Annotated in this window: 22 protein-coding genes; 7 read left to right on the forward strand and 15 right to left on the reverse strand. The window is 74.9% G+C overall.

Features of this window, described 5'->3' with window-relative positions; genetic code table 11:
* Nucleotides 1-25: 25 nt before the first annotated feature.
* The 3 genes from hisI to priA are packed head-to-tail and all read right to left on the reverse strand — an operon-like array spanning nucleotide 26 to nucleotide 1,919.
* Nucleotides 26-400 carry a phosphoribosyl-AMP cyclohydrolase gene (gene hisI, locus KPL59_RS01330; protein WP_075305661.1) on the reverse strand — a complete coding sequence of 125 codons (375 nt, stop codon included), beginning with the start codon at nucleotides 398-400 and terminating at the stop codon, nucleotides 26-28.
* Nucleotides 397-1,170, reverse strand: coding sequence for an imidazole glycerol phosphate synthase subunit HisF (gene hisF, locus KPL59_RS01335; RefSeq protein ID WP_149666226.1), 774 nt, complete (start codon nucleotides 1,168-1,170; stop codon nucleotides 397-399). Before hisF ends, hisI begins: the two co-directional genes overlap by 4 nt.
* A complete protein-coding gene (gene priA, locus KPL59_RS01340) occupies nucleotides 1,170-1,919 on the reverse strand; it encodes a bifunctional 1-(5-phosphoribosyl)-5-((5-phosphoribosylamino)methylideneamino)imidazole-4-carboxamide isomerase/phosphoribosylanthranilate isomerase PriA (RefSeq protein WP_226352995.1) in 750 nt (249 codons plus the stop codon). The genes hisF and priA overlap by 1 nt, the downstream gene beginning before the upstream one ends.
* 514 nt (nucleotides 1,920-2,433) lie before the next feature.
* Here priA and KPL59_RS01345 point away from each other — a divergent pair.
* Nucleotides 2,434-2,772 (forward strand): hypothetical protein, encoded by a 339-nt coding sequence (locus KPL59_RS01345; RefSeq protein WP_226359651.1) that lies wholly within the window; start codon nucleotides 2,434-2,436, stop codon nucleotides 2,770-2,772.
* Here KPL59_RS01345 and hisH read toward each other — a convergent pair.
* Nucleotides 2,762-3,397, reverse strand: a complete 636-nt coding sequence (hisH, locus tag KPL59_RS01350) for an imidazole glycerol phosphate synthase subunit HisH (RefSeq protein WP_226352997.1) — start codon at nucleotides 3,395-3,397, stop codon at nucleotides 2,762-2,764. The genes KPL59_RS01345 and hisH overlap by 11 nt on opposite strands.
* 109 nt (nucleotides 3,398-3,506) lie before the next feature.
* On the opposite strand from hisH, the gene KPL59_RS01355 reads away from it, so the two are divergent.
* Entirely contained in the window at nucleotides 3,507-4,439 is a 933-nt protein-coding gene (locus KPL59_RS01355) for an amidohydrolase family protein (protein ID WP_226359652.1), read from the forward strand.
* A 236-nt stretch (nucleotides 4,440-4,675) separates the two neighbouring features.
* On the opposite strand, the gene KPL59_RS01360 is transcribed toward KPL59_RS01355, so the two are convergent.
* Nucleotides 4,676-5,446, reverse strand: coding sequence for a helix-turn-helix domain-containing protein (locus KPL59_RS01360; protein ID WP_226352999.1), 771 nt, complete (start codon nucleotides 5,444-5,446; stop codon nucleotides 4,676-4,678).
* 65 nt (nucleotides 5,447-5,511) lie between these two features.
* Between KPL59_RS01360 and KPL59_RS01365 the strand changes: the two genes are divergently transcribed.
* Nucleotides 5,512-6,897: a CoA transferase gene (locus KPL59_RS01365; protein WP_226359653.1), complete on the forward strand. Its 1,386-nt coding sequence runs from the start codon at nucleotides 5,512-5,514 to the stop codon at nucleotides 6,895-6,897.
* Here the strand turns inward: KPL59_RS01365 and KPL59_RS01370 are convergent.
* The 5 genes from KPL59_RS01370 to KPL59_RS01390 are packed head-to-tail and all read right to left on the reverse strand — an operon-like array spanning nucleotide 6,864 to nucleotide 12,504.
* Nucleotides 6,864-7,916: an LLM class flavin-dependent oxidoreductase gene (locus KPL59_RS01370; protein WP_075305650.1), complete on the reverse strand. Its 1,053-nt coding sequence runs from the start codon at nucleotides 7,914-7,916 to the stop codon at nucleotides 6,864-6,866. The two genes, KPL59_RS01365 and KPL59_RS01370, sit on opposite strands and share 34 nt — an antisense overlap.
* 35 nt (nucleotides 7,917-7,951) lie before the next feature.
* The gene (gene hisB / locus KPL59_RS01375) at nucleotides 7,952-8,551 is read right to left on the reverse strand and encodes an imidazoleglycerol-phosphate dehydratase HisB (protein WP_020622780.1); all 600 of its coding nucleotides are present in this window, start codon (nucleotides 8,549-8,551) and stop codon (nucleotides 7,952-7,954) included.
* A complete protein-coding gene (locus KPL59_RS01380; RefSeq protein WP_020622779.1) occupies nucleotides 8,548-9,669 on the reverse strand; it encodes a histidinol-phosphate transaminase in 1,122 nt (373 codons plus the stop codon). The genes hisB and KPL59_RS01380 overlap by 4 nt, the downstream gene beginning before the upstream one ends.
* Nucleotides 9,666-10,991, reverse strand: coding sequence for a histidinol dehydrogenase (gene hisD, locus KPL59_RS01385; RefSeq protein WP_226353001.1), 1,326 nt, complete (start codon nucleotides 10,989-10,991; stop codon nucleotides 9,666-9,668). The genes KPL59_RS01380 and hisD overlap by 4 nt, the downstream gene beginning before the upstream one ends.
* Before the next feature lie 34 nt (nucleotides 10,992-11,025).
* Complete coding sequence (locus KPL59_RS01390; RefSeq protein ID WP_226359654.1) at nucleotides 11,026-12,504, reverse strand: hypothetical protein; 1,479 nt, start codon at nucleotides 12,502-12,504, stop codon at nucleotides 11,026-11,028.
* Between the two features lie 174 nt (nucleotides 12,505-12,678).
* Here KPL59_RS01390 and KPL59_RS01395 point away from each other — a divergent pair, with 174 nt between their 5' ends.
* The gene (locus KPL59_RS01395) at nucleotides 12,679-13,644 is read left to right on the forward strand and encodes a DNA glycosylase AlkZ-like family protein (protein ID WP_226359655.1); all 966 of its coding nucleotides are present in this window, start codon (nucleotides 12,679-12,681) and stop codon (nucleotides 13,642-13,644) included.
* Here KPL59_RS01395 and KPL59_RS01400 read toward each other — a convergent pair.
* A complete protein-coding gene (locus tag KPL59_RS01400) occupies nucleotides 13,637-14,401 on the reverse strand; it encodes a transposase (RefSeq protein ID WP_226359656.1) in 765 nt (254 codons plus the stop codon). The genes KPL59_RS01395 and KPL59_RS01400 overlap by 8 nt on opposite strands.
* A gap of 131 nt (nucleotides 14,402-14,532) precedes the next feature.
* On the opposite strand from KPL59_RS01400, the gene KPL59_RS01405 reads away from it, so the two are divergent.
* On the forward strand, nucleotides 14,533-14,775 hold the full coding sequence (locus tag KPL59_RS01405) for a DNA glycosylase AlkZ-like family protein (RefSeq protein WP_226359657.1): 243 nt from the start codon (nucleotides 14,533-14,535) through the stop codon (nucleotides 14,773-14,775).
* Between the two features lie 145 nt (nucleotides 14,776-14,920).
* Here KPL59_RS01405 and nadC read toward each other — a convergent pair whose 3' ends face one another.
* The 3 genes from nadC to nadA are packed head-to-tail and all read right to left on the reverse strand — an operon-like array spanning nucleotide 14,921 to nucleotide 18,431.
* Nucleotides 14,921-15,838, reverse strand: a complete 918-nt coding sequence (gene nadC, locus KPL59_RS01410; protein WP_226359658.1) for a carboxylating nicotinate-nucleotide diphosphorylase — start codon at nucleotides 15,836-15,838, stop codon at nucleotides 14,921-14,923.
* Nucleotides 15,835-17,436 carry an L-aspartate oxidase gene (locus tag KPL59_RS01415; RefSeq protein ID WP_020621722.1) on the reverse strand — a complete coding sequence of 534 codons (1,602 nt, stop codon included), beginning with the start codon at nucleotides 17,434-17,436 and terminating at the stop codon, nucleotides 15,835-15,837. Before KPL59_RS01415 ends, nadC begins: the two co-directional genes overlap by 4 nt.
* A complete protein-coding gene (gene nadA, locus KPL59_RS01420; RefSeq protein WP_226359659.1) occupies nucleotides 17,433-18,431 on the reverse strand; it encodes a quinolinate synthase NadA in 999 nt (332 codons plus the stop codon). Before nadA ends, KPL59_RS01415 begins: the two co-directional genes overlap by 4 nt.
* Nucleotides 18,432-18,598: 167 nt before the next feature.
* On the opposite strand from nadA, the gene KPL59_RS01425 reads away from it, so the two are divergent.
* Nucleotides 18,599-19,309 carry an NUDIX domain-containing protein gene (locus tag KPL59_RS01425; RefSeq protein ID WP_226359660.1) on the forward strand — a complete coding sequence of 237 codons (711 nt, stop codon included), beginning with the start codon at nucleotides 18,599-18,601 and terminating at the stop codon, nucleotides 19,307-19,309.
* A gap of 13 nt (nucleotides 19,310-19,322) precedes the next feature.
* Complete coding sequence (locus KPL59_RS01430; protein ID WP_060714735.1) at nucleotides 19,323-19,994, forward strand: LON peptidase substrate-binding domain-containing protein; 672 nt, start codon at nucleotides 19,323-19,325, stop codon at nucleotides 19,992-19,994.
* A gap of 2 nt (nucleotides 19,995-19,996) precedes the next feature.
* On the opposite strand, the gene KPL59_RS01435 is transcribed toward KPL59_RS01430, so the two are convergent.
* Nucleotides 19,997-21,625, reverse strand: a complete 1,629-nt coding sequence (locus KPL59_RS01435; RefSeq protein ID WP_226359661.1) for an ABC-F family ATP-binding cassette domain-containing protein — start codon at nucleotides 21,623-21,625, stop codon at nucleotides 19,997-19,999.
* Nucleotides 21,626-21,733: the final 108 nt, after the last annotated feature.

Here is a 21,733-nt window from a genome sequence, read left to right on the forward strand (position 1 = left end):
TCCCTGGCGAGCAGGACGTCGGTGCTCATGCGCCGTCCCTGGCGAGCAGGACGTCGGTGTCGAAGCAGGTCCGGGTCCCCGTGTGGCAGGCCGGCCCCTCCTGGTCGACGACGACCAGCACCGCGTCGCCGTCGCAGTCCAGCCGCACCTCGTGCACGTGCTGCACGTGCCCCGAGGTGTCGCCCTTGACCCAGTACTCCTGGCGCGACCGCGACCAGTAGGTCCCCCGGCCGGTGGTCAGGGTGCGGTGCAGCGCCTCGTCGTCCATCCAGCCGACCATCAGCACCTCACCGGCGCGGGACTGGACGACGGCGCAGACCAGCCCGTCGGCGTCGCGCTTGAGGCGGGCGGCGATCCCCGGGTCCAGCGCGGACTCGGCCGCCGTGAGACGGGTGCTCACCGGATCTCGACCCCCTCCGCGCGCAGCGCGTCCTTCACCTCACCGATCCGCAGCTGGCCGAAGTGGAACACGCTGGCGGCGAGCACGGCGTCCGCCCCGGCGCGCACGGCCGGCGCGAAGTGCTCGATCGCACCGGCACCGCCGGAGGCGATCACCGGGACGTCGACGACCTTGCGGACCGCGGTCAGCATCTCCAGGTCGAACCCGGCGCGGGTGCCGTCGGCGTCCATCGAGTTGAGCAGGATCTCCCCGACACCGAGCTCCTGGCCGCGCTGCGCCCACTCGACGGCGTCGATACCGGCGGAGCGACGCCCGCCGTGCGTGGTGACCTCCCAGCCCGACGGCTGCGGCTGCTCCCCCTCGGGGACACGGCGGGCGTCGACCGACAGCACGATGCACTGGCTGCCGAAGCGACGCGACATCTCGTGCAGCAGCGTGGGCCGGGCGATCGCGGCGGTGTTCACCGAGACCTTGTCCGCGCCCGCGCGGAGCATCCGGTCGACGTCGTCGGGGGTGCGGATGCCACCGCCGACGGTCAGCGGGATGAACACCTGCTCGGCGGTGCGACGCACCACGTCGATCATGGTTCCGCGCTCCGACGACGACGCGGTGACGTCGAGGAAGGTCAGCTCGTCGGCGCCCTCGGCGTCGTACACGCGGGCCATCTCGACCGGGTCGCCCGCGTCGCGGAGCTCCTTGAAGTTGACGCCCTTCACCACCCGCCCGGCGTCGACGTCCAGGCACGGGATGACACGGACCGCGACGCCCATCAGGCGCTCACCGCGTTCACGGCCGCCAGGGCCTCGGGCAGGGTGAACCGGCCGGCGTAGAGCGCCTTGCCGATGATCGAGCCCTCGATGTTCACCCCGGTCGCGGCGACCTCGGCGAGCCGGGTCAGGTCGGCGACCTCGGAGATCCCGCCCGAGGCGATCACCGGGGCGGTGGTGGCCTGCGCGACCTCGGTGAGCAGCTCGACGTTCGGGCCCTGGAGGGTGCCGTCCTTGGAGACGTCGGTGACGATGTAGCGGGTGGCACCGTCGGCGTCGAGGCGGGCGAGGACCTCCCAGAGGTCGCCGCCGTCGGAGGTCCAGCCGCGGCCGGCGACCCGGCGCCTGCCGTCGATCACCTTGACGTCGAGGCCGATCGCGATCTTCTCGCCGTGCTCGGCGAGGACCTTCCGGCACCACTCGGGCTGCTCCAGCGCCGCGGTGCCGAGGTTGAGCCGGGCGGCGCCGGTGGACAGGGCGCGGTCCAGGGACTCGTCGTCGCGGATGCCGCCGGACAGCTCGACCCGCAGATCGAGCTTCCCGACCACCTCGGCCAGCAGCTCGGCGTTCGAGCCACGGCCGAACGCGGCGTCGAGGTCCACCAGATGGACCCATTCGGCGCCGCCGGCCTGCCAGGTCATGGCCGCCTCCAGGGGAGAGCCGTAGCCGGTCTCGGTGCCGGCCTCGCCCTGCACCAGCCGGACGGCCTGCCCGTCGACGACGTCCACCGCGGGAAGCAACGTGAAGCTCACCGCGCCAGGGTATCCGCGCCGCTCGTGGCCCTCGGGGGTGGCCGAGGGGGACAGCATGCGTTCCGGGGAGTACGCGCCGGGCCGAGGCGCGTTCCGCGGAACGCTCGTGGCAGCGCGCGAGCACGGCCACACTCCCCGTCGTGGCGTTCCTCCGTGCCCGCACGCGCGCCGACCGGACCGCGCCCCGTGTCGAACCGCCGTTCCTGCCGTGGGCACCGGACCGGCGCGAGATCGCCGAGTACCGGAGGTGGAAGTACGGACCGCCCTCGTGGATCGGCGGGCTGATCTCCGTCGTGGTGATCGTCGTCGTCGGACGGGTCTGGCTGCAGGTCCAGGTCGAGCAGATCGACTTCGGGCCGGTCCGCGATCCGGCTCCCGTCGTCTCCGCGCCGGCCGCCCCGGCCACCGACATCAGCACGGCAGCGGGACTGACCCGCCTCGTCGACGACGTCCGCCGCGCGACCGGGAGCACGGTCGTCGACCGGCTCGCGGCGTACGGCGCGGACGGGGAACCGTGCAGACGGCCGACCCCGGCCGGCCCACCCACACCCGCACCTACGTCTGGAACTCCGACGACGGGTTGGGCGTGGTCACGACCGACCGGGCGCTCGCCCGGGACCCGGCACAGCGCACCGTCGACCTCGACGACCTCGCGCCGGGACCGGTCGCGGAGGTGGTCGCACGGGCCCCCGGCGCCGTGGGTGTGCCCGCACCGGAGACCATCCGCCTGGTCGTCACCGACCTCGGCAGCGGTCCCACCGTCGTGGTCACCTGCATCGGCCGCGACGGCCGGGTCGGCGAGGTGGAGGCCCGGCCCGACGGCGGCGGCGTCGTGGTGGGTATCAGGCCGTGACCGACCGCAGCCAGTTCTCCAGGACCGTGGCGCCGGCGTCGCCGGACTTCTCCGGGTGGAACTGGGTGGCCGACAGCGGCCCGTTCTCCACCGCGGCGACGACGTCCTCCCCGTGGTGGGTCCAGGTGACCTTCGGCGACGCGATCGCGTGCGAGGCCTCCAGGGTCCAGCGCCGCACGCCGAAGGAGTGCACGAAGTAGAAGCGGGCGTCGGCGTCGAGCCCGGCGAACAGCGCGCTGTCCTGCGGGGTCCGGACGGTGTTCCAGCCCATGTGCGGCAGCACGTCGGCCTGGATCCGCTCGACCGTGCCGGGCCACTCGCCGCAGCCCTCGGTGTCCTCGTCGAACTCGACGCCGCGCTCGAACAGAACCTGCATGCCGACGCAGATCCCCAGGACCGGACGGCCGCCGGCGAGGCGACGCCCGATGATCTGCGGGCCGCGGACGGAGTGCAGGCCCCGCATGCACGCCGCGAAGGCGCCCACGCCGGGGACGACGAGACCGTCGGCCTCGGTCGCCGCGTCGAAGTCGGACGTCACGGTGACGTCCGCGCCGACGCGTTGCAGGGCGCGCTCGGCGGAGCGCAGGTTCCCGGAGCCGTAGTCGAGGACGACGATGCGTGCCACGACGACCAGGATAGTCGCCGTCCCGCCCGGGACCGGTGGCGCGGGGCGATCGCGCCGCGCGGCTGCCACCCACCGCTCGTTCCGCATCCGCTCTGTCCGGAGGGACCCGATGACCCTGATCGACCTGCACTCTCACTTCCTCACCCCGTCCTACGTCGAGGCCGCCGGGTCGGCCGGGCACACCAGCCCCGACGGCATGCCGGGATGGCCGGACTGGGACCCGGCTCGCCACCTCGCGCTCATGGACGAGTGCGGGATCACCACGTCCCTGCTGTCCGTCTCCTCTCCGGGGACCCACTTCGGGGACGACCGGGCCGCCCGACGCCTGTCCCGCGAGGTGAACGAGGCCGGCGCATCCCTGCGCGCCGACCACCCGGACCGGTTCGGACACCTCGCCTCGTTGCCGTTGCCCGACGTGGACGGAGCGCTGGCCGAGGCCGTCCACGCCCTCGACGAGCTCGGCAGCGACGGTGTGACCGTCGAGACCAACGCCCACGGCAGGTATCTCGGGGATCCCGCGTTCGCGCCGCTGTGGGCGGAGCTGGACCGGCGTCGGGCGGTGGTGCTCGTCCATCCCACCTCGCCGCCGCACGCGGCGGAGCTGACCGCCGGTCGACCCCGACCGATGCTGGAGTTCGTGTTCGACACCGCCCGCACCTACACCGATCTCATGCTGTCCGGAACCCTCGCCCGGTTCCCCGGTGTCCGGTGGATCGCCACGCACTGCGGCGGTGCGCTGCCCGCCCTCGCCGACCGGATCGAGCTGTTCCACACGGCGTTCGGCGACGGCGGGGGCGCCCCGGTGCCCGACCAGCTGCGGTCCCTCTGGTTCGACACCGCCGGGACCCCGTTCCCGCACCAGGTCCCGGCCCTGGAGCGCACCGTCGGAGTGGAACGGCTGGTCTACGGCAGCGACTCGTGCTGGACGCCGGCCGCGGCCGTGCGCGCCCAGGTCGCCTCGCTCGACACCGCTCCCCCGGCCGCGGACGGCCGCGGCTGGCGCGAGCTGACCACCGCCAACGCGCGACGGCTCCTCGGATGACCTCGTGCTCTGCCGCCCGCCGGCCGCCCGGCGCCCCCGGTCGAGCCGCGCCCAGTACCCGGCGCCGCGCACCACCCGGCGCGCCGCGACGACATGATCATCAGTACGTGAGCGCTGCCCGCCCGGCACGCGACAGCGCTCACGCACTGATGATCATGTGAGGCGGTGTGCAGCGGGGCGCGGCGGCGGGCCGCGGTGAGGCAGGGCGGCGGGGGCGGTCGCACCGCGGCAGGTGCTCAGCGCGGCAGGTCCGGCCACCGGCCTCCCTGCGACTCCCGCACCCCCCGGTCCGCGAGGGCGGCGACCAACCGGGCGGCGGCCCGGTCCAGGGTGACGCTGCGGTCGGCGCGGCCCCGCCGGGTGCCGGTGAGCACCGCCGCCGCGACCGTCTCCCCGTCCTCCTCCACCGGGACGGCGACGGCGCGGATCGCCGGGTCCGCCAACCCGTCGCTGCGGGCCAGCCGGGTACGGACGATCTCCGGTCGCTCGGTGAGGTAGGCCGCGACCGCGGGCGGGTCGTCGACCCCCGCCAGCGCTCGGGCGGACTCCTCCGGATCGCCCAGGGCGAGCAACAGCCGTCCCGCGGCGGTGCGCAGCGGGGGGCGGGGCCGGTGGTCGTCGGTCACCCGTTGCAGCCGGTCGGGGGCGCGGGGACCGGCGTGGTCGACGTAGCGGACCTGCCCGCCGACCAGCACCGCGAGTGCCACGGGGGCCCGGGCGACGCGGCTGAGCGCGTCGAGCTCGGAGTGCGTGAGCGAGGCCGGCGGACCCAGCCCCGCGAGCAGCCCCAGCACGTACGGCCGGCGGCCCAGGACGTGGCCACGGCCCCGCAGCCGGAGCCAGCCGGTGGCCCGCAGCTCGCGCAGCAGGTCCGCGGTGGAGCTGAGCGGCAGGTCGAGCTCCCGGGCGACCGCGGTCACCGACGGAGGTGTCCCGGCGGTCGCGACCAGCTCCAGGATGCGGTCGGCCCGGCCGACCGCGCGGGCGGAGGCGACAGATCCCGACACCCGTCCGATCCTACGGATATACGGAGCCTGTGGAGAGCGCGGCCAGTTCGTCGCAGGCTGGAGCCATGACCACGACGACCCCGGCCGCACGCTTCCCCTCCGCCGCCGACACGGCGGCCACCCTGTTGCCGGACGCTCCCCCGGTCCGCTCGACGCTGCGGGTCACCGGAGCGGACCCGCTCGTGCCGTCGGTGCACCGGCTCGCCGATGCGATGTCGGCGGCGGTCGGGGCGTTCGGGCTGCAGGTCGCCGGGCTCGCCGAGGACTCCGGCGGCGCGCCCCGGGAGATCACGGTGCGGGCGGCCGACACGATCGACACGCTGCGCGCGCCGTTCCTCACCACCCTCGGCGGCGTCGACGTGCAGACCGTGGCCGAGGACCCGACGGCACTGGCGAACAACGGGTTCCGCCGGACCGCCGACGGCTGGATCTTCCTGATCACCACCTACCCGCACCAGCGCGACGCGGTGTGCCGGGTGCTGGACTGCCCGCCCCTGCTCGATCGCATCGCGCAGGAGGCCGCCCGGTGGCGGTCGGTCGAGCTGGAGGATGCCGTGTGCGCGGCCGGCGGGGTGGCCGCGGCGGTCCGGACCGGGGAGCAGTGGGCCGCGCACCCCGCGGGCCGACACCTCGCCGGGCGCCCGGTCGTCGAGGTCGAACGGATCGGCGACGCCCCGCCCGAGCCGGTACCGGACCGGCTGCGGGTCCTCGACGACACCCACGTCATCGCGGGGCCGGTCGCGGCGAAGCTGCTCGGCACCTTCGGCGCGGACGTCCTGCACGTGTCGCGCCCGGACCTGCCCGACCCGCTCGCGATGGTCGCGCTGACCGGCGGCGGGAAGCGCAACGCCTGGCTGGACCTGCGGGACCCGGCGCAGGCGGCGACGCTGCGCGACCTGGTCGGCGGGGCCGACGTGTTCGTCAACGCCTACCGGGGCACCGCCGCGCGGGGCTTCGGCCCGCAGGACCTGGCGGGACACCGGCCGGGGATCGTCGCGCTGGACCTGCACTGCTGGGGTGCCGACGGGCCGTGGGCCGCGCGGGGCGGCTTCGACCAGCTGGCCTGCTCGGCGACCGGGTTCGCGCTCGAGGAGGGTGCGGGCGGGCCGCCGTCGTTGCCGCCGACGCACCTGCTCAACGACTACCTCGCGGCCTGGCTCGGAGCCGCCGGGGTGCTCGCGGCGCTGCGCCGGCGCGCCGTCGAGGGCGGCTCGTGGCGGGTGCGGGTCACCCTCGCCGGGGTCTGCACCTGGGTCCGGGAGCTCGGGATGTTCACCGCGGCCCAGGTCGCGGACCTGCCCCGGCCCGGCGCGCCGACCATCGGCACGCACGTCGTCGACGGGCCGATGGGCCGGCTCGTCGAACCCGTGCTCCCACTGGAGTTCGACGGCCGGCCCGCGCCGCTGCCCGGCCCACCTCAGCTGCTGGGGACCGCCGCCGCGACCTGGTGACCGGCCGGCGCCCAGCCGATCGCCGGGGCGACCCGCTCGGCGATCGAGCGGAGCAGGTGCGCGTTGTACTCCACCCCGAGCTGGTTGGGCACGGTGAACAGCACGTAGTCCGCCTCCCGGACCGCGGCGTCCTCGGCGAGCTCGGCGGCGATCCGGTCCGGGTCCCCGACGTAGCTGCGCCCGAACCGGGAGCGGGCGCCGTCGAGGATGCCGACCTGGTCGTCCTCGCCGCGCTCGCCGAAGTAGCGGCGGTCGAGGTCGGTCGTCACCGGGATGACGCTGCGCGAGATCGACACCAGCGGGGTGCGCTCGTGCCCCGCGGCGGACCAGGCCTCGCGGTAGCGCAGGATCTGCTCGGCCTGCAGCCGGTCGAACGACTCGCCGGTGTCCTCGGTGAGCAGGGTCGAGCTCTGCAGGTTCATGCCCTGGGTCGCCGCCCACTCGGCGGTGGCGCGGGTGCCCGCACCCCACCAGATCCGGTCCGCCAGCCCCGGGGACTGCGGCTGCACCGGCAGCGCGACGTGCCGGCCGCGGGTGCGGGCCGGGTCCGCCGGCGCGACCCCGGCGCCGCGGATCGCCGCGAGGAACACCTCGGCCTTGGCGCGGGCGGCGTCGGCATGGGTCTGCCCGTCGGCGGGCCGGTAGCCGAAGGCCTCGGCGCCGTTCAGCGCGATCTCGGGCGACCCCCGGCTCACACCGAGCTGCAGCCGCCCGCCGGACAGCAGGTCGGTCGCGGCGGCCTCCTCGGCCATGTAGAGCGGGTTCTCGTAGCGCATGTCGATCACGCCGGTGCCCATCTCGATCCGGCTGGTGGTCGCCGCGATCGCCGCGAGCAGCGGGAACGGCGCAGCCAGCTGGCGCTCGAAGTGGTGCACGCGCACGAACGCGCCGTCGATGCCGATGTCCTCCGCGGCGCGTGCCAGCTCCACGGTCTGGCGCAGCGCGTCGGCCGCGGTGGGTGTCCGGGACCCGGGGACCTCCCCGTGGTGCCCGAACGACAGGAACCCGATCTTCGTCATGCCCTCTGCAACGAAGGTTGAGGGCTCAACATTCCCTAGAGGGCGCCCTTGGTGGACGGCACCCCGGTCACCCTCGGGTCGGACTCGGTCGCGGCCCGCAGCGCACGGGCGACGGCCTTGAACTCGGCCTCGGTGATGTGGTGCGGATCGCGGCCGTCGAGCACCCGCACGTGCAGCGCGAGGTGCCCGTGGAAGGCCAGCGACTCGAACACGTGCTTGTTCAGCACCGTCGGGTAGTGCCCGCCGACGACGAAGCCGCGCATCATCTCCGGCTCGCCGGTGCACACGGTGTAGGGCCGTCCGGAGACGTCGACGACGGCCTGGGCCAGGGCCTCGTCCATCGGGATCCAGGCGTCGCCGAACCGGCGGATGCCCTTCTTGTCCCCCAGCGCCTGCCGGATCGCCTGGCCCAGCACGATCGCGACGTCCTCCACGGTGTGGTGGGAGTCGATCTCGATGTCGCCCTCGGCGTGCACGGACAGGTCGAAGCTGCCGTGCTTGCCGAACGCGTCGAGCATGTGGTCGAAGAACGGGACCTTGGTGGCGATGTCGGTGCGCCCGGTGCCGTCGAGGTCGATCTCGACGACGATCCGGGTCTCCTTGGTGACGCGCTCGACGCGTCCGATGCGGCTCACAACAGCTCCTGGGTGGCGAGGTCGGTGGCGGCGGCGAGGAACGCGTCGTTCTCCTCCGGAGTGCCCACGGTGACCCGCAGCCGCTCGGGGATGCCGACGTCGCGGATCAGCACGCCCTGGTCGAGGAACCCCTTCCAGGCGCGGCCGGCGTCGGCGAAGCGTCCGAAGAGGATGAAGTTGGCGTCGGAGGCCACGACGTCGTAGCCGGCGGCGGCCAGTTCGCCGGAGATCCGGTCCCGCTCGGCGGCGAGCAGCGCCACCGAGCCGAGGGTGGCCTCGGCGTGGCGCAACGCGGCCCGCGCGGCGGCCTGCGACAGCACCGACAGGTGGTACGGCAGCCGCACGAGCTGGAGTGCGTCGATCACCGCGGGCGCGGCGGCGAGGTAGCCCAGCCGTCCCCCGGCGAACGCGAACGCCTTGCTCATCGTCCGCGACACCACCAGCTTGTGGCCGTGCGTGGCCAGCAGGGTCGTGGCGCTCGGCCGGCCGGTGGCCTCGGCGAACTCGGCGTAGGCCTCGTCGACGACGACCATCCCCGGCGCGGCGTCGACCAGCCGGGCCAGGTCGGCCGGGGCGATCGACTGCCCGGTCGGGTTGTTCGGGCTGGTCACGAACGTGATGTCCGGGGACTTCTCCGCCAGGACGGCGACGGCCGCGTCGACGTCGAGGGTGAAGTCTTCGCGGCGCGGGACCGGGACGAACTCGGTCTGCGTGCCCGAGGCGAGGATCGGGTGCATCGAGTAGCTGGGCACGAAGCCCAGCGCCGTCCGGCCGGGCCCGCCGAAGGTCTGCAGGATCTGCTGGAGGATCTCGTTGGACCCGTTCGCGGCCCACAGGTTCGCCGTGGTCAGCTCGACCCCGGTCTGCCGGGACAGGTAGGCGGCGAGGTCGCCCCGCAGCGCGACGAGGTCGCGGTCGGGGTACCGGTGCAGCTCGCGGGCGGCGTCGGTCACGGAGGCCGCGACGTCGGCGACCAGCTCCGGCGGCGGCGGGTACGGGTTCTCGTTGGTGTTGAGCCGCACCGCGACGTCGAGCTGCGGCGCACCGTACGGGCTCTTCCCGCGCAGGTCCTCGCGCAGCGGCAGGTCCGACAGCCGCACGCCCTCCCCCGCGGTCACGCGCGGGCCTCGAACCGGGCGGTGACGGCCTCGCCGTGCGCGGGCAGGTCCTCGGCGTTCGCCAGGGTCACGACCCGGTCGGCGACCTCGGCCAGCGCCTGGCGGCCGTAGTCGACGACGTGGATGCCGCGCAGGAACGTCGACGTCGACAGCCCACCGGAGTGCCGCGCGCAGCCCCCGGTCGGCAGCACGTGGTTCGACCCGGCGCAGTAGTCACCCAGCGACACCGGCGAGTGCGCCCCGACGAAGATCGCGCCGGCGTTGCGGACCTTCGCCGCGTCGCCCGCGGAGTCGGCGGTCTGGATCTCCAGGTGCTCGGCGGCGTAGGCGTCGACGACGGCGACCCCGTCGTCGGTCGAGGACACCAGGATGACCCCGGACTGCGGGCCGGTCAGCGCGGTGCGCACGCGCTCGCTGTGCTTGGTCGCGCCGACCCGGGTCTCGAGCTGCGCCTCGACCGCCTCCACCAGCGCCTCGGACGTCGTGACAAGTACCGACGCGGCGTTCGGGTCGTGCTCGGCCTGCGAGATGAGGTCCGCGGCGACGTGCGCGGGGTCGGCGGTGTCGTCGGCCAGGATAGCGATCTCGGTGGTCCCGGCCTCGGCGTCGATCCCGACCAGCCCGCGCAGCATCCGCTTCGCCGCGGTGACGTAGACGTTGCCCGGGCCGGTGACCATGTCGACCGGCTCCAGCTCGGCACCGTCGGTGTCGGTGCCGCCGTAGGCCAGCAGTGCCACGCACTGGGCACCGCCGACGGCCCACACCTCGTCGACACCCAGCAGCGCGGCCGCCGCGAGGATCGTCGGGTGCGGGCGCCCGCCGAACTCGGCCTGCGCCGGGGAGGCGACGACCAGCGACTCCACACCCGCGGCCTGTGCCGGGACCACGTTCATGACCACGCTCGACGGGTAGACCGCCAGCCCGCCCGGGGCGTAGAGCCCGACCCGCCGGACCGGGACGAACCGCTCGGTGACCGTGCCGCCGGGGACGACCTGGGTGACGACGTCGGGCCTGCGCTGCTCGGCGTGCACGATCCGGGCCCGCTCGATCGAGGTCTCCAGCGCCGCGCGCACGTCCGGGTCGAGGTCGCGCAGCGCCTCGGTGATCGCCGCGGTCGGCACCCGCACGGTCTCCGGGCGGACCCGGTCGAAGCGCTCGGTGGCGTCCAGTGCGGCGGCGGCGCCGCGATGGCGCACGTCCTCCACCAGCGGGCGGGCGCGCTCCAGCGCGGCGTCGATGTCCAGCTCGGCGCGCGGCATCACTGCGCGCAGGGTGGCCGGACGGGGCAGCGGTTCGGCTCGCAGGTCGAGGCGGCGGAGCATGGCTCCCAGGGTACGGCGGCGCTCCGAGGCCCCCTCAGCCCACCGGGACCACGAGCAGGTTCCCCGCACCCGCCCACGGCGTCCCGACGTCGACGCCGTCCGGATGGTGCCCGGCCCGGTGCACCAGCCGGGTGGTCCCGCGCTCGTACGGGGCGGGGCGCAGGAACAGGTAGTTGACGTCGTAGAGCGCCGAGGCGACCGGGCCCGCCTCGGCGCGGCGGGCCGCGATCCGGGTGAGCATCGGGGCCCGTTCCGACAGCGGGTCGTCGATCGTGCAGCGCCGGTCGCAGAAGTAGGCGAGTGCGCCCAGCTCGCCGGCGCTGACCACGGTGCCGTGCAGACCGGAGGCGACCCGCGCGTACTCGGCGGCCGTGGCGTGGTTGGTCGAGATCGGCGCGAGCCGCCACGGCGTCCCGTGGCCGATGTCGAACGCGGCGGACGCCACCGCCAGCACCGCCAGCACGGCGGTGAGCAGCGTCGCCGTCGCCGCCGAGAGGGTCGTGACCGCGCGCGGGGCCGGCCCGTCGCGCCGGACCGGTCGGACCAGCGCGCCGACCGACCACGCGGCCAGCACCGTCAGCGCGCCGACCGCGGGGCCGTAGTACCAGTGGTAGGGCGCCGTCCCGATCACGACGAACGCCGCCGCGTGCACCGCCGCACCCAGCCCGAGGACCGTCACCGCGGCCCGACCCCGGCGTCGCACGGCCACCCAGGCGAGGCCGCCCACCACCCCGGCGACGGCCGGGAGCAGTGCGAGGACGGTCGCCACCGGGAACACCCTGGCGTAGACCGTCAGCCCGTTCGCGAAGGTGATGTGGTCACGACCCCAGCTGTCACCGACTTTCCACAGCAGCGTATCCGGCACGAACGAGCCCAGCACGACCCACGAGAACAGGTACCAGGGCGCGGCGACCAGGAACGCTGCCGCCACGACCGCCCACCGGCGTCGGCGCAGCACCGGAACCGCGACGACCGCGAGCACGGCGATGACGACCAGGTCCGGCCGGGTGAGCACGAGCAGCGCGCACAGCACGCCCGCGGTGCGCGCGCGGCCGGTGACCGCGGCGTGCGCGAGCCCGGCGAGCAGGACGACCGCCAGGTACGTCTCGAGCCCCACGGTGGACAGCAGCAGCGGGTTCGCCAGCAGCAGCGGCGCCGGGAGCGCGGCCGTCCAGCCGGGCAGCCCCAGCGCCGCGGCGGTCCCCGCGCTCCAGTGGGTGAGCAGCGCCATCAGCCCGGCCAGCACGATCCCGGCGGCGACCACCGCGTCGCGGACGACGATCGTCACCGCCGCCTGGAGCAACACGTTCAGCGGGGAGGTGGCGGTGTTCGCGGGCAGGCCGGGCGACACGCCCCACTCCCCGTGCAGCGCGAGCGTGCGGACGTAGGCGAGGGTGATGTAGGCGTCGTCGATCAGCGCCCCGCGGACCAGCGCGAACGCGCCCGCCGCGAGCAGGGCGGCGGCCGCGGGCAGCACCGCGGCGGACCAGCGCGGCGGCCGCGCTGCGGGCACACGGTGGCGGCCCCGGCGCGTCCCCCACGGGCGCGGCTCCGGAGCCGATCGTCCCGGGCGGACCGCGGCGAGCACGGAGCAAGAATTGCAGGTGGCGCAGCGCCCCGGACACGGCCCCGCCACTCCGCCGGAGTGAGGTCGCCCACGGAGGGCACTGCGTGGCACCCTTCGCGCGTGACCCGGCACGTGACCGACGACGAGCGCCGCGCCCGGCTGGTGACCCGCCACCGGCTCGCCCCGCACACCCGCACCGACGACGTCGTCGCGATCAGCGACGACCTGGTCGGGCTGCACTCGACCGACCCGGTGACGGTGTACCTGTCGGCGGCCGCGCGGATGGTGACCCCGTCACTCGGTCCGGTCGACGCCGCGCTGCACACCGACCGCACCCTGCTGCGCCACCACGCGATGCGCCGCACGCTGTGGGTGTTCGGCCGCGGCCACGCCGCGCTGGCCCACCACGCCGCCACCGTCGACGTCGCCGCCGTCCAGCGTCGTGACCTGCTGCGTCAGGCCGCAGCAGCCGGCCACGACGACCCCGAGGCGTGGTACGCCGACGCCGCCGACCAGGTCCTGGCGGTGCTCACCGAACGGGGCCCGACCGCCGCCCGCGACGTCGCGAAGGCCCTGCCCGAGCTCGCCGCGCAACGGCTCGTCCTGCCCGGCGGGGGTCCGCAGCCCGCCCACACCCGGGTGCTGCTGGTGCTCGGGTTCGAGGGCCGGGTGCTGCGGACCCGACCGCTCGGGACGTGGGTCAACGGCCAGTACCGCTGGGCCGCGGCCGACGCCTGGGTCCCCGGCGGGATCGGCCCCGCACCCGACCCCGACGGCGACGCCCGTCGCGCGGCCGCGGCCGGGCTGGCCCGCGCCCACCTGCGGGCGTTCGGCCCGGTCCGCCGCGACGACCTGAAGTGGTGGGCGGGCTGGACCGTCGCCACCACCACCAGGGCGCTGGCCGACGTCGGTGCGGTCGAGGTGACCCTCGACGGCGGGGACACCGGGTTCCTGCTCCCCGACGACCTGGACCCCGTCCCCGACCCCGGGCCGTCGGTGGCGCTGTTGCCGAGCCTCGACCCGTCGACGATGGGGTGGAAGGCCCGCGGCTGGTACCTGGAGGCTTATTCAGGCTCCGTCAGGTAAGTGTGTAGAAGATGAGTCCGATGACTGCCGAGATTGTCGTTTTAAATGTGGCGTAGGGCCGCCGGTAGTCTGTGTGGAGAACTTTCCACGTTTTGATATGGGCGATGACTCGTTCGATGGTGGCGCGTGTGTGGTTGAGGCTCTTGTTGAATGTTTTTTGCCAGTTGAGAAGTTCCCGGCCGGGTGGTTTTTTGAACGGGGTGAGCATGCCGCGCCCGATGTATCCTTTATCGCCGATCGGGGGGTATGTGGCGAGGTGGTCGAGGGCGCCGGATTGGTCGAGGCAATATAGGTCGTGTCGGGAGCCTGGGGTCGGGTCGGAGATCCACGACAGCTGCCCTTCCAGGGTGGCTGCGACCTGGACGACGACGCCGGTGGTGCGATGCTTGCCCGACCACAGACCCGGCACCGCGGCCCATGACCAGCAGGGCAGCAAGGTTCCATCGATGATGTACTGCCGATCGGCACGAAGCTCCTCTGCCGTCGGAACGACACTCCGCAGCGCCTGTGCCAGCAACGGTGTCACCCCCGTGATCGCTCGACTAACCGTCGACTGCGACACCCCATAGGTTTCCGCCAACTCCCACTGCACACGATTCCCGCGCAGATACGCCAACGTGATCACCACCGACCAGAACAACCCCAGAACCGGCGGCCAAGACAAACGTGCCTCCGTCGCGTCCCGCTGATCCTGCTCATACACTATAGCGACAAGATCCTGAATTTCATCACGCCGGAAACCAGTGGTATAGTACATACTGCGGCAGCCCGTTCATCTCGGATTGATTCGGCAAACCAATATTCGCGATGGACGGGCTGTCGCCCAACCCGACACGCCGGGCTAGATCGTTATTTCACGGGGCCTGAATAAGCCTCCTGCCCGCCGAGGTGGCGCCGGAGCTGTTCGACCGCAACGGCAACGGCGGACCGGCGGTCTGGGTGGACGGTCGCATCGTCGGGACCTGGGTGCAGCGCCCGGACGGCGAGATCGCGACCCTGCTGCTCGCGCCGGTCACGGCCCGGGCTCGGACGCAGGTGCGGGACGCGGCGCAGCGGCTGCGGGAGTTCCTCGGCGACGCGCGGTTCTCCACCCGGTTCCCGGCCCCCGCCCAGCCCCGACTGCTCGCCTGACCGGCCCGGCGACAGCGCCCGGATCGGAGTACGACGCGTTGTCCGCCGCGCTCGGCGGGCGCGGTGCGGCCGGCCGGGCGCCGAGTGGCACACCATGCACCCCCGGCACCCGTCTCGGGGTGCACGGTGTGCCACTCGGCGTCGGTCACTCCAGGTCGAGCCCGAGGTCCAGCGCGGTCACCGAGTGGGTCAGCCCGCCGACGGCGAGGAAGTCCACACCGGTGGCCGCGTAGTCCCGGGCGCTGCCCAGGGCCAGCCCGCCGGAGGACTCCAGCAGCGTGGCCCGGCCCCCGCGCCGCCGGACCGCCTCGGCCGTCTCGGAGACGCTGAAGTTGTCCAGCAGCACCAGCTCGGCGGCGAGCTCCAGCACCTCGTCGAGCTGGTCGAGCGAGTCGACCTCCACCTCGCACGGCAGGTCCGGGGCGAGCGCGCGGGCCGCGGCCAGCGCCGCGGAGACCGACCCGGCCGCCGCGACGTGGTTGTCCTTGATCAGCACCGCGTCGCCCAGCCCGAGCCGGTGGTTCACCCCGCCGCCGCACCGCACGGCGTACTTCTCCAGCAGCCGCAGGCCGGGCAGCGTCTTGCGGGTGTCCCGGATCCGGGCGCCGGTCCCGTCGACGGCGTCGACCCAGGCGCGGGTGGCCGTCGCGATCCCGGACAGGTGCGTGAGCAGGTTCAGCGCGGTGCGCTCGGCGGTGAGCAGTCCGCGGACCGGTGCCCGCACCGTCAGTGCCGGGGTCCCGGCGGTGAGCCGGTCGCCGTCGGCCGCCTCGGCGAGGACGGTGTACCCGCCCGCGCCGAGCACCTCGTCGAGCACGGCGCGGGCCGCCGGGAGCCCGGCGAGCACGCCGTCGACCCGCGGGGTGACCGACGCGGTCGCCACGGCGTCGGCGGGCACGGTCGCCGCCGTCGTCGCGTCCGGGCCGTACCGCAGGTCCTCTTGCAGCGCGGTGCGCACCACCCGCAGCAGGTCCTCGGGGTCCGGGACGCCGACGTCGCTGACCCCACCGACCCCGGCGGCGACGCGCGCCCCGCCCCGCGCCGTACCGGTGCGTGCCGTCATGCCGCACCCACCAGCGAGCCGTCCGCCACGACCACCGGCCGCCCGGTCGCGTCGACCCGGATCCGCAGCGACGACCGCTGGTGTGTGTCGTCCCGGTCGGGGAAGTCCGTGCGCACGTGGCAGCCGCGGGTCTCCCGGCGGGTGCCCGCCGCCACCAGCACGGCCTGGGCGATCAGGGTCAGCGCCGCGTCCTCCACCCCGGTGCGGTCGACCGGGACCGCGGTGGTGGTGACGGCCTCGATCGCGTCCGACGCGCCGGCGAGCCCGGCGGCGTCGCGGCCGATCCCGGCGCTGCCCGACATCGCCCGCTGCACCACGGTGCGGTCGGCCACCGGCAGCGCCGGGACCGTCCCGGCCGGGGCAGGCACCCCGGTCGGGCCCGCGTCGGCGAGCACCGCGCGGACCACCCGCTCCCCCACGACCAGCCCCTCCAGCAGCGAGTTCGACGCCAGCCGGTTCGCCCCGTGCAGCCCCGTCCTGGCGACCTCGCCCGCCGCGTAGAGGCCCGGGACACCGGTCCGGCCGGACGTGTCGGTGACGACGCCGCCGCAGGCGTAGTGCGCGGCCGGGGTCACCGGGATCGGCTCGGTCAGCGGGTCGATCCCGGCGGCCCGACAGGAGGCGTAGACGGTCGGGAACCGCGCGGCGAACCCGTCGAGCGCGGTGGCGTCGAGCCAGGCGCACTCGCTCCCGGTCTCGGCCATCCGGCGGGTGATCGCCGCGGCGACGACGTCGCGCGGGGCGAGGTCGGCCCGCGGGTGCACCCCGGCCATGAACGCGGTCCCGGCCCGGTCGCGCAGCACCGCGCCCTCGCCGCGGACGGCCTCGGTCACCAGCGGGCGACGCCCGGCGGTGCCGCTGCCGGGGCCGGTCCACAGCACGGTCGGGTGGAACTGCACGAACTCCAGGTCCGCCGCGACCGCACCGGCGCGCAGGGCGAGCGCGACGCCGTCGCCGGTGGACGTGGCCGGGTTGGTGGTGGAGGCGTAGAGCTGCCCGTAGCCGCCGGTCGCGAGCAGCACCGCGGGCGCCGACAGCACCCCGGCGCGGCCGTCGGCGTCGAGCACCGTGAGGCCGGTGACCCGGCCGGCGTCGCGCAGCAGGTCGGCGGCGACGTGCCCGTCGAGCACGGTGAGCTGCGCCGACCGGGTCGCCGCGACCAGCGCGCGCTCGATCTCCGCACCGGTCGCGTCGCCCCCGGCGTGCACCACCCGGTACGCCGAGTGGCCGCCCTCCCGGGTCCGCGCGGGGCGGTCCCCGCTCAGGTCGAACAGGGCGCCGCGCGCGCGGAGCCTGCGCACCGCGTCCGGTCCGGCGCGCACGATCGTCTCCACCGCGGCGACGTCGTTCAGCCCGCCGCCCGCGGCGACGGTGTCGGCGACGTGGGAGTCGGGCGTGTCCCCGGCGATGTCGCCGAGCACGACGGCCACCCCGCCCTGTGCCCAGCGCGTGGAGCCCTCACCGACGCCGTCCTTGGTGACCACCACGACGCGCAGCCCGGCCGCGGCCGCGTCGAGCGCGGCGGTCAGCCCGGCCACCCCGGACCCGACGACGACCAGGTCGGCGCCGGCCTCCCAGCCGGCTCCCCGCGCCGTCACTCCCCACCTCCCGGCTGACCGATCTCGATCATCCGCTGCACGGCGGCGCGGCCGCGCGCGGCGAGGTCGGGGTCGACGTGGACCTCGTCGGTGCCCTCGCGGACCGACCGCAGCAGCGCCTCGGCGGTGATCATCTTCATGTAGGGGCAGGACGCGTGCTCGTTCACCGCGCGGAACTCGATCTCCGGGGCGGCCAGGCGCAGCTGGTGCAGCATCCCGACCTCGGTCGCGACGAGCACCTCCGTCGCGCCGGTCGCGCGGGCGGCGTCGATCATCCCGCCGGTGGACAGGATCTTCACCTGCTCGGCGGGCACCACGCCGGTCCCTGCCAGGTAGAGCGCCGAGGTCGCGCAGCCGCACTCGGGGTGCACGAACAGGTCCGCGCCGGGGTGGGCGGCGGCCCGGTCGGTGAGCTGGCGGCCGTTGATGCCGGCGTGCACGTGGCACTCCCCCGCCCAGACGTGCATGTTCTCCCGCTGCAGGGTGCGGCGCACGTGCGCACCGAGGAACTGGTCGGGCAGGAACAGCACCTCACGGTCGCGCGGGATCGAGTCGACGACCTCGACGGCGTTGGAGGACGTGCAGCAGACGTCGGTCTCGGCCTTCACCGCGGCGGTGGTGTTGACGTAGGAGACGACGACCGCACCCGGGTGCTCGGCCTTCCACTCCCGCAGCTGGTCGGCGGTGATCGAGTCGGCCAGCGAGCAGGCGGCCCGCGCGTCGGGGATCAGCACGGTCTTGTCCGGGCTGAGGATCTTGGCGGTCTCGGCCATGAAGTGCACGCCGCAGAACACGATCGTCGACGCGTCGGACTCGGCCGCGATCCGGGACAGCGCGAGCGAGTCCCCCACGTGGTCGGCGACGTCCTGGATCTCGGGCAGCTGGTAGTTGTGCGCCAGCAGGACCGCGTCCCGCTCGCGGGCCAGCGCACGCACCTCGTCGGCCCAGCCGGGGTCGATCCCCGTGTCGCCGGGTGCCGTCAGCGTTCCGGTCATTGCGCCCTCCCGGGCCGAATCGGGTTTTCGCCTAGCGGGCGGAAACTGAGCGGATAGTAGCACCGGTCGTCCGTCACCGGCACCTCCGTCGTGACCGGGACCTCACCTGACGGACACCTCACCGTCACGTCCCGGTGCGGTTGTCGATCCGCCCTAGGCTGGGGTCCGTGACACCGCCACCGGTCCTGCACGAGGTCCTCGCCGTCGTGCTCAGGATCCGGGAGGGGCGGGTCAACGCCCTGCTCTGGCAGCGCGCCCTGGACCCGGACGCCGGCCGCTGGGCGCTGCCCGGCGGCACCCTGGGCCCCGTCGAGGACGTCGAGACCTCCGTGCGCCGGCAACTCGCCGAGAAGGTCGACGTCCGCGAGGTCGCCCACGTCGAGCAGCTGTCGGTGTTCTCCGACCCGGCCCGCTCGCCCGGCAGGCGCCGCATCGCCACCGCGTTCCTCGGCCTGGTCCCCTCCGACGCGGACCCGGCACTGCCCGAGGACACCGCGTGGCACGAGGTCGAGGACCTGCCCGCGACCGCGTTCGACCACGCCGGGATCGTCGCGGCGGCGCGGGACCGGCTGCGCGCCAAGCTCTCCTACACCAACCTCGGGTTCGCGCTCGCCCCCGCGGAGTTCACGATCTCGGCGCTGCGGGAGCACTACGTCGCCGCGCTGGGACACGAGGTGTCGGCGACGAACCTGCAGCGCGTCCTCACCCGTCGCGGCCTGCTGGAGCCCACCGGCGAGGTCGCGCCGTCCGGGCGCGCGGGTGGGCGCCCGGCCGCGGTGTTCCGGTTCACCGACCGCGGCCTGCGGGTCACCGACGCGTTCGCCGTGCTCCGCCCACCTGCGCGACCCGGCGGGGCCCGCGACGGCGTACTACCGTGAGCCGGTGTCCGCCATGCTCCCGCTGTTCCCGTTGGGAACGGTGCTGATGCCGGGTGCGGCGCTTCCCCTCCACATCTTCGAGCCCCGCTACCGCCAGCTCACCGTCGACCTGCTCACCGGGGCCGTCCCCGACCGCGAGTTCGGCGTCGTCGCGGTGCGCGAGGGTCACTCACCGGACCGCTCCGGCGCCGCGGGCATGCACCCCGTCGGCTGCACCGCGGTACTCATCGACGCCCGCCGGCTGCCCGACGGCCGCTACGACGTCGTCACCCGCGGGGCCCGCCGCTTCCGGCTGCTCGACCTCGACGCGACCTCGCACTCCTACCTCTGCGGCGAGGTCGAGTTCCTGCCCGACGACACCGGCGACGACGCCGACCCGCGGCTGGTGGCGATGCTGGAGCGGTCCGCCCGCGCGGCCCACCGCGAGTACTGCGACACCGCGTGGCGGACCGGCGACTGGTCCGAGCCCGCCGACGACACCCCCACCGCCGAGCTCGCGCACCTGCTCGCCGGGGACTGCCTGCTCCCCCTCGATGACCGCCAGCTCCTCCTGGAGCAGACCAGCCCGGTGCAGCGGCTGCGGGAGATCCGCCGGCTGCTCGCCCGCGAGCGCGGCCTGCTGGAGAACCTGCGGGCGGTGCCCGCGCCGCTCGGGTCGTTCACCGACGAGCACAGCCCGAACTGAGTTCACCCGCCGATCGCGAGGTGCGGCCCGTCCCAGCGCCGGCGCAGCCACCGGTCGTGCGAGGTGACGACGACGGTCCCCGGCGCGGTCCCGAGCGCGTCCTCCAGTTCCCCGGCCAGCCGCAGCGAGACGTGGTTGGTCGGTTCGTCGAGCAGCAGCAGGTCCGGGGCGTCGGCGACGGCGACGGCCAGTGCCAGCCGCCGTCGCTGGCCCAGGCTGAGCTCCCCGACCGCGGTGCCGTGCTCGCGCGGGTGCAGCAGCCCCAGTTCGCGCAGCGGGACGGCCTCGGCCCGCTCGACGCCGACGGCGTCGGCGTAGGCGGCCGCGGCGCTGCGGTCGGGCGGGCCGACGTCGGGGTCCTGGGCCAGCAGCCCGACCCGGCGCGCCCGGACGTCCACGGTGCCCGCGCTCGGGGCGAGGGCGGAGTGCAGGACCGCCAGCAGGGTCGACTTCCCGGCCCCGTTCGGGCCGGTGACCAGCAGCTTCTCCCCCACCGGCAGGTCGAGCAGGTCGAGCCGCAGCCGGCCGTCGACCCGCAGGTCCCGGATGCTCACGGCGAGCCCGTCGGCCGGGGCCTCGCCGGTCAGGCGCCCGGTGAACTCCAGCGGCCGGGGCGGCTTGCGGACCGCCTCGCGCTCGGCGGTCTCCAGCCGGCGCTGAGCGACGTGCACCCGGCGGGCCCGGGTGCGCTCGACGCCGGCCCCCTTGAAGGCGTGGATGAACTTGTCGTTGTCGCGCGGGCCGCGGCCGGGGGCGATCGTCGAGAGCCCGGCCCGGCTCCGCTCGCGCAGCGCGGCGATCTCCTCCTGCTCCGCGGCGAAGCGCTCCTCCCAGCGACGGCGGCTCGCCGCGGCGGCGTCGAGGTACTCGGTGAACGAGCCGCCGAACCGGCGTCCGCCGTGCCCGTCGGTGCCGAGCTCGCCGGCGTCGAGGTCGAGCAGCTCGGTGCAGACCCGGTCGAGGAAGGTGCGGTCGTGGCTCGCCGCGACGACGACGCCGGGCAGCTCCACGAGCGAACGTTCCAGCAGGTCCAGGGCGGCGTCGTCGAGGTGGTTGGTGGGCTCGTCGAGCAGCAGCACCGCGGGGCGGCGGACCAGCGCGGCGGCCATCGCGAGCCGGGTGCGCTCACCGCCGGACAGGGTCGCGACCGGCCGGTCCCGCTCCAGGTCGGCGACGCCGAGCGTGCCCGCTGTGACCTCGGCGCGCCGGTCGGCGTCCCACGCGTCGTGGGCGATCGCCCAGGCCAGCACCCGGTCGTAGGCGACGGCGCCGGTGCCGTCGGCCAGCCGGCCGGCCAGGCGCTCCAGCTCGGCGACGGCGTCGTGCAGCGGACGCAGCGCCGCGTCCTGCAGGTCGCCGACGGTCCCCCCGTCGCCCAGGTCCGGTTCCTGCGGCAGGTACACCCGGTCAGCGGGCACCGTGAGCGTCCCGCCGTCCGGGGTGTCGACGCCGGCGAGCAGCCTCAGCAGCGTGGACTTGCCCGAACCGTTCTCCCCGATCAGGCCGACCCGGGTGCCCGGTGCGGCGACGAGGTCGACGCCGTCGAGCACCGGCGGGCGGCCGGCGCGGGTGGCGTAGGAACGGACCAGCCCGCGGGCGGTCACGGCGTGGATCTGCTCGGTCGATGACATGACGACGGCTCCGGTGGAGACGGAGGAGGACCGCAGGGGCGTGTGCCGCGTCCGCGGTCGGTGGTGTCGTCAGTGCCTCATGATGAGCAGGAGACTAGCGGGCGCGCC

Source organism: Pseudonocardia sp. ICBG1142, assembly GCF_020496255.1.
Taxonomy (GTDB): domain Bacteria; phylum Actinomycetota; class Actinomycetes; order Mycobacteriales; family Pseudonocardiaceae; genus Pseudonocardia.